Genomic DNA, 12,269 nt, shown 5'->3' with positions numbered 1-12,269 from the left:
TCTAAAGCTTTTTAATCTTTATATTTCTGAACCAGGTATAACTTCCGTGATCCTGTAAGCCAATAAGACCGGATTTAGCCTTACCGTAATCAGGAAAATCTTTCCATTTTCCTTCCTTCTTTTTTTGCTTCCATTCTTCTGACCAGGGTTCAAATTCTACAGTTTTTTCACCATTTAGCCAATAAGTAACTTTATCTTCAGTAAACCTGATTCTGGTGGTATTCCATTCTCCCACTTCTTTAAGATCATCTTCATCATATTCAGGGTCATACATTCCGTAATCTGCCCCAATAGATTGCCAGGCTTGTAATTCCTGAGGGAAACCTTTCTGATCAATTATTTGATACTCGGGCGCTGCAAAATACGGGGAGTCATAGGCTTCGTCTTCAATTACGTGGTAGAAAACCCCGCTATTACCTTCCGGTGATATTTTCCATTCCAGGTAAAGTTCAAAATTGTCAAACTCCTCTTCTCCATATACGATATCACCACCAATATCACCACCTTCTCCCAATGATTTCAAAGTGCCGTCCTCCACAATCCATCCCTCAGGAAGGGCATCTGCATTCTTTTCATTATAACCACGCCAGCCCTCAGCACTTTCACCATCAAAAAGATATTGCCACTCTTCGTCTTTTTCATTACCCGTTATAGATTCTGCATTATCTTTTTCTTTTATTTCGGCTTCCTTATCTGGGTTTTTACCATCATTTTTACAGGCCATCAGGCTTGCTACAGTCAATACACTTACTATTAATTTTTTCATCTTTATACTTTATATGGTTATACTATTTTCATTTGTTCTGGATCCCACTGAATAAATTTATTTTGACGATAACTGTCGTTACATAATAAGGCAGGTGCGGCAGCTCTAAATCCGAACACCGGATCCTCTACCACAGTTCCACCTGTTCTAATGGCGTGGAAAAAATTAGCGAAGTGATCGTAGTGAGCTCCCTTATATCCACGTTCAGCTTCGTAGAAAGTATCTGACGGAGGTAAGATCTTTTTTCGGTCGCTACGGGTCATACTTTCTTCGGAAGCTTTCTCTTCCGTAAAAGGATCATTGTCATTGGATGCAGTATTTTGTTTGAGCAACACATCATCCCAGGTAACCTCCATAGAACCTTTACTACCCACAATTTTTAGGTAGGTACTTCCACTGGTCCCGTCAACGAAATTACAACGCAATGAAAGATTGAATGCAGAATGGCTTTCCGTATCAGGATAATCAAACATTCCCAAAAGTACATCTGGAACTTCCCTACCATCATGCCAGTACCTTAGTCCACCGGTAGCCGCTACTTTAGTAGGCCCAAGGGAATTTGTAATAAAATGAAGACTAGAAAAAAGGTGAACAAACAAATCTCCTGACATACCAGTACCATAATCCGTATAATTCCTCCACCTGAAAAACCGATCTTCATCAAAGGGCCTTTTAGTGGTAGGTTCAACAAACTTCTTCCAGTCTACTGTTTGAGGAGATGCGTCATTGGGAATAGGATATTGCCATGCACCTAAAGGAGAATTTCTTGCCCAAAATCCTTCTGCATAATTAATTTCACCTATAGCACCTTCCTCCAATAATTGTTTGGCTTTCTCATTACCAAGAGAAGAGAGCCCCTGGCTGCCTACCATATAAACTTTTCCTGATTTTTTCCAAGCTTTAACGATTTCGTGACCTTCCTCAACAGAATGAATCATTGGTTTTTCACAATACACATGCTTGCCAGCTTTTAAAGCATCAAGACTAATCTTTTTATGCCAGTGATCTGGGGTACCTATTATTACTGCATCTATATCGCCACGCTTTAGTATGTCTTCATACTTTTTAGTAAGAAATAAGTTATTACCCCATCGTTTTTTTGATTCTTCCAATCGACCATCATACAAATCGCAAACTGCAAGTAAATTTATATTATCATGTTCTAAGGCTGTTTTGGTATCAGCAACCCCCATACCCCCAGCCCCAATAAGCGCTATAGCTATTGGTTTGCTATTTCTTTTAGTTTCGATTCTGTTAAGAAAATTTAAAGGTTTCCCTTCTGAGGCAAAAACTGAAGGTATTATTGCGGCAGTTGCTCCCGCTACCCCCAATTTTTTTATAAAGGAACGTCTGTTATTCTCCATAGTTATTAGATAGATTTAAATTTTTAACTGCGTAAATCTAACTAGGGAGGACGTAATATTAGGGGTAACAAACGGGGTAATAAACCAAGAATTTTCGGATTTATTTAACTAATTTCATAAATTCCGGGTCAATAGTCTCATTATAGTAGCTTTCGTAAAGTTTTTTATAGTTTTCAACTGTTTTTTTTGCAGAACCATATTTTTCCTGTTGTAATAAACAGGACACCTTTTTCCTAACAGCTGGTTCAAATAAAGGGTCGACCACCAAAATAGCTTCGATAATTTCAATTTTCTGCGTGCTATTTAAATCTTTGTTTTCAAGAAAAGGAGTTAATAAGTCCAAAACTCTGGAATTATATTCAGCTTTAATAGCATCAAGCCATTCTACCTCAACCTGGGGAAGCAGAGGTCCTTTTGAAACAATTCCGGCAAATTCAATAGCTTGCAATTCAGAAAGAATTTTCTTTTCAGAAGACCAAAAATCCGGTAGTATAGTGTTTAAGATAAAGAGATCTACCCTGCCGGTTTCTGAGATTTGAAGCTGCCATTTCTTATCCTCAAATACAATTTCAGCATCAAGCTGCTCTCCCAGTGTTTTTCGTAATTCTTTTATTTGAGTACTTCTGTTATTTTTTTTATTTTCAGATGGAAAACCTGGCCACAGGATATCACTTAGCTTTTTAGAAGTAATACCTCCATCTCTCAAAGTAAATAGCAAAACCAGGATCAACAGTTCTCTACGTTTTGGTGGTAATTTCGAGGTAATATCTTCTCCTTTCTTGTTCCAAATTTTAAAACCATTTAATAAGTTAATGCCGTTTTGTTTGACATTTTCCTTTATAACTGAAGGTTGAAGGGTTTCAACCGGAGTTGGGGCCTCTTTTGGTTTTTTAGGTTTTCTTTGGTAAATGAAGAATGCCGATATTGCCAGAATCATAATAAGACCTGTGAAATACAGCCATTTACCGGAAGAGAAAACATCATGACCCTCATTAGGTTTATCTATAAAAACGCTTTTGATCTCATCATCACTTAAAGCCCGATCCCATATTTTCAAATCGCTCATTAAACCTGAATAATACTGACCCCAGAGATTTGTCCCAATAAGTAAAGCATGATCAGTCTGTCGAATATCCGAAGCAGCTATCTCTTCTACTAAGTTCCCGTCTACATAAAAATAAAGTTTTTGTTTTGGTACATATACAAAGGCCACATGACTCCACTCCCCTTTTTCGATTACTCGTTTCGAGGTTGTGTGATCCTTAATGCCGGTGGTAGTAAATTGTAGTCTGCCAAAATAAATTTTAGCTGAGAAGGCTTCCCCTTTTCCAATTAAACTAAAACTTCCATCTACCTCATCGGGTTTCACCCAGGCGCTAATGCTTATTTCCTCCAACCACTCCTCCGGTTTACTTCTAATATCGATGTAACTCGAGGTACCGTTAAAAATACTAACGCTTTTATCTCGGTATATATCCTTCACGAACTCTATATCTGTTGGAGTACTTTTGTCAGCCTGATTTACTAGATTAACAATTTCATCCTCCAGGGGTAAGGAGTACCTTAACCTCTCCTCCAGTTCATATTTTATAGCCCGAAATGTCTTAGGGCCGGAGATTCTTGTATTTTTATCTGTAAAATTATAAATATCAGGAGAAAACATAAATCCCCTTTTTTGGGGCGATAAAGTCGAATCACTAGTCCTGAAAATACCACAGGTTTCCAGGTGAGGGAATTCTTTCCATCTTACATTTTTTAATTCTTCATTATTATAACTAACCTCCGCCCTATATACAGGCTCTTTATAGTACTGCTTTTTTAAATATGTGATATCTGATACAAAAGGAGAAACAATAAGATCTGGGACCACTCCCTTTGTATACAATAGATTTTGTAGAAAAAAATCGATTTCTTTTTTACTTTTTAAACTGTCTGTATTAACAAGGTTAAATTCTTTACAAAGTCTTAAATCTCTAAGGGAATCAGGTTGATATATGATATGATTAAATCGTTTCTTCTCTACATTGAACAGCTTTATCTTTTTTGAGTTTTCAAAAAGTTTACTGGATATTTTTAAGGAATCAGGGAAAATGTTCTTTAATCCTTTCGGATTAAAATTAGGGATAAAAAGAACCTGCTTTCCGGAAGGAAGCAATGGGTTTAGACTATCAAATTTGTTTTCAAAATCAGGTAGGGATTCAATAAAAAAAGCATTATATCCTTTTTTCAGATCACCTGATAAATCAGAACTTTCTGATTTTGAAAGCCACAAGGAATCAGGGTGTTTGTTTTGCCCCAAGCTGCAAACACTCCATAAAATAGCAACTAAAATGAAGAATCTCTTCATAGGTTTTTTAACAGAGGTTTAAAGTGGGAGAAAGTTAGTAAAAAAACCCAGAGTTTTGGTTCGACAAACTGATGCACCTGCCATTTCGTTTATAAATCCGTAGTCTCTAACACCTAACAAACAAAATTTAATTCCTTAAGTAAAAAGAAAATGCTCATCGCGTTAGGATGGGCATTTTTTAAATTTAGAATTCAGCTTAAAAAATTTTGTGAATTTATTCCACTATTGATCTGGAGAAACAATTCTATACTCGTGAGTATCAGTAAATATTCTTCCAAACATATCTTCCACTCTTACTTCAATGGTATGAACTCCTTCGGCTAATTTCGTTGGGATATTAGCTCGCCACAGATGTTTACTTTTAATTGGATTAGATGGTCGTCTACCGGAAAACAGTTCTTCGGTTAAATCCCATTCATAAACCATAGCTACATAGGAGGGATCATAATCCTCTACATATTTCATAGTTGACCATGAACCTTCATCAATTCGGTACTCCACTTTATCTTCTTCGCTTCCCATAAAATAATTAACATAAATACCTGCTTTGGTATTTTGATCCTTAGCTACTACTTTAGGTGAAAATATTTGCATTCTATAATCCTCGGACTCTCCTACTACCTGGTAATCTATGGTGTAGTTATTATCTTCAAAATTTAGGACTGCGTACCCTTTAGGTGTACCATCGCGCATAGTCGAAATTGGAATACCAGTCTCATTAAGCCTTCCGGAATACCAGTCTCCACTGGTTGTTCCCACATTAAAATGATGATGAGGCTGTTCCCCTAGCCAGCCGTCTTCTTTTTTGAAGAAATCTTGTTTCTGAATGTGGGTATGCGCCGAGAGGGAAAGGGTATTTGGAAAATCTTTTAAAATCTCAAAAAGTCTTTGCCTATCCTCATCTCTAAAAGCGTCTCCATTAGGCTCACTAAGAGGGATATGAAATGAAAGAACAATCAGGTGATCTTTTGGCACGTGTTTTAAATCGTTTTCAATAAAGTTAAGCTGGTCTTCTCTAAAACCTCCCCAATATCCTTTATTATCACGTGGATCCGGATATAAAATATCATCTAACACAATAAAATGAACCTTACCATAATTAAAAGCATAATTAGGAGGTCCGAAATACTTTTCAAAAGTTTCATCACTATACTTATCCTTATCTACATCAAAATTAAGATCATGATTACCCAATACGTTATACCAGGGCAATTTTAAGTCTTTCATTACCTGGATATATGGATCAAATAGGGCTAAATCATTCCCTACCAGATCCCCCAGCGAAATTCCAAATAATATATCTTTATTTTTCTTTACCCGGGAAACCATCCCTTTTTGAAAATAACTTACCTGATCTTCATTGTAAACCTGCGGATCACCAAATATTAAGGCCGAAAAATTTTCTTTTTCTTCGTTGTTTTTAAGTAAAGGAAAATTTAATTCTCGGGGTAAATCACCTGTAACTTCAACTCCGGTATATTTGAGATCTGGAGAACCTTTAGGTTTATGGTTATAATAAAAGAGGGGTAAGTTATTTTCATCTACCGGATATTTATAGCCAGATGGTTTTATTACTGAAATAATAAAGGCATCGGACTTCGGCAATTGATATTCTCCTTTTTGATCTGTAAGTACTACATCTTCTCCATTGGTTACGGCAACATTTGGAATTCCTGATTCATTGGAATCTTGCCTTCCGTTACCGTTTTTATCTTCGAAGATCGTGCCTGTGGCGTTTTGGGCAATTACAAACCCAGGGATAACAATTAATAAAAAAGTAATAAAGTTGATTTTCTTCATGCTAAATTATTTGAGGTGTAAATTTCAGTTTTAAATTGAAAGCTATTATTTACATAACGTAATCAAAAGGTTATATCTTCAAATGAAACTACATCATAGATATATAATTTCCTTTTCCCTTATAATGCCAGCTTAGAAGATCTCAGGGGGTGTCATAAGGGTAAGGTATTCTCCAGTGATACAATATGATTCATTTTTTAACCGTATCACGGTATACTTTATTAGGTCTATTTGGCAAATTATTGACACTTCAAATAAACAAACAAAATAATTTAAAATCAAAAATAAGTATAAAAAATTACTTTTTGTTTGTTTTAGTTTCATTTTGATAATATATTTGAAACAGAATATTAGTAAAAACAGAATGAAAAAAATAAATAGTCGTGAGAATTCGGAGAATGATTCTTTTAAAAGAGATCACATACTTACTAAATTAGACCCTTCTGAGATTTGGGATGTTATAATTATTGGCGGAGGGGCTACAGGACTGGGGACCGCCCTGGACGCTAGTTCAAGAGGCCTTAAAACCTTACTTCTAGAACAGGCAGACTTTGCTAATGGAACGTCGAGTAGAAGTACAAAGCTGGTCCATGGAGGAGTAAGATATCTTGCGCAGGGAAATTTAGGTCTGGTTATGGATGCATTGAAAGAGAGAGGGCTATTGATTAATAATGCACCTCATTTAGTAAAAATGCTGCCTTTTATAATCCCAAGCTATAAAGCCTGGGATAAATACTATTATGGCATTGGCTTGAAGATTTATGATTGGATGGCGAAAAATTTAAGGTTTCAAAAAACCAAATTCTTAAATAAAGAAGAGACTTTAAGCCATTTACCCAATATTAAAACAAAAAATCTTAATGGAGGTGTTCTTTATTACGACGGTCAGTTTGATGATACCCGCTTAGCTATTAATTTAGCTCAAAGCGCCGCAGAACAAGGAGCACATCTCCTTAATTACTTTGAAGTAACCGAACTATGTAAGGATGAAAACAAAAAAATTACCGGGGTAAAAGCAAAAGATATCGAAAGCGGTAATTTGCATAATTTTAAATCGAAAGTTGTCATAAATGCTACCGGGGTGTTTGTAGATAATATTCTTAAGTTGAACGATTCTTCAAAAATCCCATTAGTTAAGGCAAGCCAGGGCATCCACTTAGTTTTAGATAAATCCTTTATGAAAAGCGATCATGCGCTTATGATTCCTTCAACTTCAGATGGAAGAGTACTATTTGCACTCCCCTGGCACGAACATCTTCTTGTAGGTACCACCGATACTCCGGTAGAACAGCACCTACTGGAACCTAGTGCGCTTGATAGCGAAATAGATTTCATATTGAATAATCTTGAGGAATACCTTACCAGGAAACCATCAAAAAAAGATATTTTAAGTGTTTTTGCAGGGCTTAGACCATTAGTGCAGCCAAATAAGGATAAAGATAAAGGCACCAAAGAAATTTCAAGGGATCATAAACTGACGGTTTCCAGATCCAACCTTATAACCATTACGGGAGGAAAATGGACCACCTATCGTAAAATGGCTGAAGACACTGTAGATTTCGCTATTGAAACCGGAAACTTAAGTAAATCCCCGAGTAAAACGGATCACTTAAAAATCCATGGGGCTACCGAGAAAGTAACCGGAAATCATTTGGATATTTACGGTAGTGATGCCAATTTAATTATGAAATTGGCCGAGGAGGAACCAAGGTTACAGGAACAACTTCATCCGGAATTTCCAATTTTGAAAGCAGAAGTGGTATGGGCCGCGAAGAATGAGATGGCTAGAACCATAGAAGATTTTTTAGCCAGAAGAACTCGTTTGCTGTTTTTGAATGCCAGAGCAGCTATTGATGCAGCGGAAGATACGGCAAAAATTATGGCTGATGTTTTAGGTAAAGATTCCAACTGGCAGGATCTTCAAATAAAAAAATTCATAAAAATGGCACAAAAATATATACCCGAACCCTATAACCCAGTCACTAGAAAATCCGAAGAAATAGAAAGCAAATAAATATGGAAAAATATATACTATCATTTGATCAGGGAACCACAAGCTCCAGAGCTATTATATTCAACAAGAATGGGAACCCGGTCTCCGTTGCGCAGAAAGAATTCAAACAAATATTTCCTAAACCTGGGTGGGTGGAACATGATCCGGGTGAAATTTGGTCTTCACAGATCAGTGTAGCGGCTGAAGTTGTTTCCAAAGCTAAACTTAAGTCAGATGATATTCAAGCTATCGGGATAACCAACCAGAGAGAAACCACTGTTGTATGGGATCGTGAAACAGGAGAGCCGATATATAACGCCATTGTTTGGCAGGATCGAAGAACCTCCGACTATTGTGATTTTTTAAAAAAAGAAGGGCACGAGGAGATGATACGAGAGAAAACCGGTTTAGTTTTAGATGCTTATTTTCTGGCTACCAAAGTCAGATGGATACTCGAAAACGTTTTAGGAGCTAAAGAGAAGGCCAAAGCAGGAAAACTGGCATTGGGAACTATTGACTCCTGGCTGGTTTGGAATTTAAGTAATGGTAAAGACCATATAACTGATGTAACAAATGCCTCCCGAACTTTGCTTTTTAATATCCATACTTTAGAATGGGATAAAGAATTATTAGAATTATTTAAAATTCCAGAAAGTATGCTTCCCAGGGTTTGTGATTCAAGCGGAGAGCTTTCTATGACATCCGGGGAGATTTTTTCAAAAAAGATTCCAATTACCGGAATTGCCGGGGATCAACATGCAGCTTTATTTGGGCAAATGTGTACCGATAAAGGAATGGCAAAAAACACCTATGGTACGGGATGTTTTCTTTTAATGAATATAGGGGATCAGCCAATAATTTCAAAAAATAAGCTAATCACAACTATTGCCTGGAAAATAGGTGATGAAGTGAATTATGCTTTTGAAGGCAGTATTTTTATTGCCGGGGCGGTAGTACAATGGTTACGCGATGGAATGGGATTGATTTCATCCGCTTCAGAGATAGAAACATTGGCTGCGAAAGTAGAATCTACAGATGGTCTATATCTTGTACCCGCATTTGCAGGTTTAGGCGCTCCTCATTGGAATCAGCACGCCAGGGGTACTATTGTTGGGATTACAAGGGGAAGTAACCAAAGTCATATTGCAAGGGCGGCATTGGAAAGCATAGCTTATCAAACCTATGATGTAGTAAAAGCCATGGAGGCTGATAGCGGAATCAATATTAAGGAATTAAGAGTAGATGGAGGAGCCACGGTGAACTCCCTTTTGATGCAAATCCAGGCTGACATTTTGAATACGCGTATTTTACGTCCAGAAATTACGGAAACTACCGCTTTGGGAGCCGCCTACTTAGCTGGTTTAGGTGCGGGGATATGGAAAGATATTGATGAAATAAAATCAAAATGGAAAGTCATGGAAAGTTTTAACCCGAATGATAAAATTCCGGTGCAGGAAATGCTGGAGGGTTGGCAGCGCGCTATAAATACTACTAATTGTTGGTCTAAAAACTAAGATATTATGAATGAATTTACCGCTGAGTTTATCGGTACCATGTTTTTGATATTAATGGGGAATGGTGTGGTTGCCAACGTTGTTTTAAAAGGAACGAAAGGAAATAATGGAGGCTGGATAGTAATTACCACCGGATGGGCCCTGGCTGTGTTTACAGGTGTAGTGATTGCCGCACCATATAGTGGAGCACATATTAATCCCGCAGTAACTTTAGGATTATCCATAGCAGGGGAGTTTCCCTGGACAAAAGTCCCCATATTTATAGGTGCACAGATGTTAGGTGCAATGGCTGGAAGCTTTTTGGTTTGGGCCATCTATAGAGAACATTTTAATTGTACCACCAATTCCGCACTTCATTTAGCAGCCTTCAGTACAGCCCCGGCTATACGAAATAAATTTTCCAATTTACTGAGTGAGATCATTGGAACTTTTACCTTAATATTCGTGATTTTCTATGTTACAAATCCCGTGATGGGAAATGAAAGTGAAACCCCAATAGGTATGGGCTCTTTGGGTGCAATTCCAGTAGCTTTTTTAGTATGGGCCATAGGTCTTTCTTTAGGAGGTACTACCGGATATGCAATCAATCCTGCCAGAGATTTAGGCCCCAGGATTATTCATTCCCTCGTTCCTATAAAAAATAAATGTAAAAGTGATTGGAGTTACTCCTGGGTTCCAATTGCAGGTCCTTTAATTGGCGCTACAATAGCAGCGGTCATTTACCTTCTTTTAAACAATTAAAAAATTCCCTGAAATTCTATTTAAACCCCTTTCCATGAATGCTAAATATCTTTTAATTTTTTGTCTTCTATTTTTCTCAAATAACTATGCTCAACAGCAACAAGATCAACAAAAACCAAAGCTTGTCGTCGGGATTGTGGTAGACCAAATGCGATACGATTACCTTACTCGTTTCTGGGACCGGTTTGAAGACGACGGATTTAAACGCCTGGTAAATGAAGGGTTTAATTTTAGAAATCACCATTTTAACTACGTGCCTACGTATACCGGGCCAGGTCATGCTTCGGTGTGGACAGGAACCACCCCAATGAACCACGGTATTATTGGTAATAATTGGTTTGATAAGGTAAAGGGAGAATCTGTATATTGTACTGATGATGATTCAGTCTCTCCTATTGGAACCGAATCCGCGGCCGGTAAAATGTCTCCAGTATTATTGAAAACCACCACTATAACCGATCAAAACAGACTGCATACCCAAATGAAGGGTAAAACTATAGGGGTAGCATTAAAAGATCGCGGCTCAATTTTACCCGCGGGGCATACAGCAAATGCGGCCTATTGGTTTCATGGAGGAACCGAAGGAAAGTTTATTACAAGTTCGTTCTATAGAGATGATTTACCAAAATGGGTCCAGGACTTCAACGATTCGGGTAAGGTTGAATCTTATTTAAAAGAATGGAATACACTTTACGATATCGGAACGTATACAGCAAGTGGAATAGATGAAAACAATTTTGAAGGTGGATTTGAAGGGAAAGAAAAAACTACGTTTCCTTACGATTTAAATGCTCTAAGCAGTCTAAATGGAAATTTCGGAATTATTAGCTCCACACCTTATGGAAACGATTTAACCACTGATTTTGCACTGGCCGCTTTGAAAGGAGAAAAGCTGGGACAGGATAACATCACTGATTTTTTAACATTAAGCTTTTCCAGCACAGACTATGTTGGACATAATTTTGGTGTAAACTCCAAAGAGGTTGAAGATACCTATTTACGTTTGGACAAAAATATAGCAGAACTATTAGAATTCCTCGATAACTATGTGGGTAAAGGAGATTACACTATATTCCTTACCGCTGACCACGGGGCTGTAGATGTGCCATCCTATTTACAATCGGTTAAAATTCCAGGAGGATATTTTGATGACATACAATTTACAAAAGCCCTGGAAGAATATGTCTTAAATGAGTTCAGCGCAGAAGACTTAATTCAGAATATTTCCAATAACCAGATCTTTTTTAATTATGACAAGCTCAGAGAGGCTAATATCAGTATTAAAGAGCTGGAAAACTCCGTGGCTTTTTATTGTATTCAACAGACCCAGGTTGATAAGGTAATCACTCGCAGTCAACTTAATAGCGCTAACTTTAATAGTGGTATTAGGGAATTAATTCAAAACGGTTTTAATCAAAAACGCAGCGGGGACGTCGTTTTTGTTTTGAATCCTGCTACTATCGTATATTCTAAAACCGGGTCTACACATGGCAGTGGACTTACTTACGATACTCATGCTCCACTTATCTTTTTTGGCGCAGGAGTAAAGCCCGGAAGTACCACAGAGCGCTCTGAAATACCTGATATTACACCAACTGTCGCCAGCCTATTGAATATTGCTTTTCCCAACGGAGCTAGCGGAGCACCTTTACATATGATGTTGGATCAATAAGTTTAAATATATCGATGGAAATAATACTCTCGAAAATATATTGCAACAAGAAATGTATTAGAGGGAGAAGTT

The 12,269-nt window shown here is 37.4% G+C and carries 8 protein-coding genes; 4 read left to right on the top strand and 4 right to left on the bottom strand.

The genetic code is table 11. From position 1 onward, the window contains the following. Nucleotide 1 precedes the first annotated feature (1 nt). The 4 genes from B5X53_RS17830 to B5X53_RS17815 form a co-directional block, all read right to left on the bottom strand. Nucleotides 2-766 (bottom strand): 3-keto-disaccharide hydrolase, encoded by a 765-nt coding sequence (locus B5X53_RS17830; protein WP_079714574.1) that lies wholly within the window; start codon nt 764-766, stop codon nt 2-4. Nucleotides 767-783: 17 nt separating this feature from the next. Beyond that, a complete protein-coding gene (locus B5X53_RS17825; protein ID WP_079714573.1) occupies nt 784-2,130 on the bottom strand; it encodes a Gfo/Idh/MocA family protein in 1,347 nt (448 codons plus the stop codon). 100 nt (nt 2,131-2,230) lie between these two features. Further along, on the bottom strand, nt 2,231-4,477 hold the full coding sequence (locus B5X53_RS17820) for a LamG domain-containing protein (RefSeq protein WP_079714572.1): 2,247 nt from the start codon (nt 4,475-4,477) through the stop codon (nt 2,231-2,233). A gap of 222 nt (nt 4,478-4,699) precedes the next feature. After that, a complete protein-coding gene (locus B5X53_RS17815; RefSeq protein ID WP_079714571.1) occupies nt 4,700-6,277 on the bottom strand; it encodes a calcineurin-like phosphoesterase C-terminal domain-containing protein in 1,578 nt (525 codons plus the stop codon). A 364-nt stretch (nt 6,278-6,641) separates the two neighbouring features. On the opposite strand from B5X53_RS17815, the gene B5X53_RS17810 reads away from it, so the two are divergent. The 4 genes from B5X53_RS17810 to pafA are packed head-to-tail and all read left to right on the top strand — an operon-like array spanning nt 6,642 to nt 12,197. Further along, on the top strand, nt 6,642-8,291 hold the full coding sequence (locus tag B5X53_RS17810) for a glycerol-3-phosphate dehydrogenase/oxidase (RefSeq protein ID WP_079714570.1): 1,650 nt from the start codon (nt 6,642-6,644) through the stop codon (nt 8,289-8,291). Nucleotides 8,292-8,293: 2 nt separating this feature from the next. Further along, complete coding sequence (gene glpK, locus B5X53_RS17805) at nt 8,294-9,784, top strand: glycerol kinase GlpK (RefSeq protein ID WP_079714569.1); 1,491 nt, start codon at nt 8,294-8,296, stop codon at nt 9,782-9,784. A 6-nt stretch (nt 9,785-9,790) separates the two neighbouring features. After that, nucleotides 9,791-10,525, top strand: coding sequence for an MIP/aquaporin family protein (locus B5X53_RS17800; protein WP_079714568.1), 735 nt, complete (start codon nt 9,791-9,793; stop codon nt 10,523-10,525). Between the two features lie 34 nt (nt 10,526-10,559). Then, entirely contained in the window at nt 10,560-12,197 is a 1,638-nt protein-coding gene (gene pafA / locus B5X53_RS17795) for an alkaline phosphatase PafA (RefSeq protein WP_079714567.1), read from the top strand. Nucleotides 12,198-12,269: the final 72 nt, after the last annotated feature.

Source organism: Salegentibacter salinarum, from assembly GCF_900168115.1.
GTDB classification, from domain to species: Bacteria; Bacteroidota; Bacteroidia; order Flavobacteriales; family Flavobacteriaceae; genus Salegentibacter; species Salegentibacter salinarum.
Note: the sequence above shows the minus strand (reverse complement) of the source record. Positions and strands in the feature narration are given on the sequence as shown.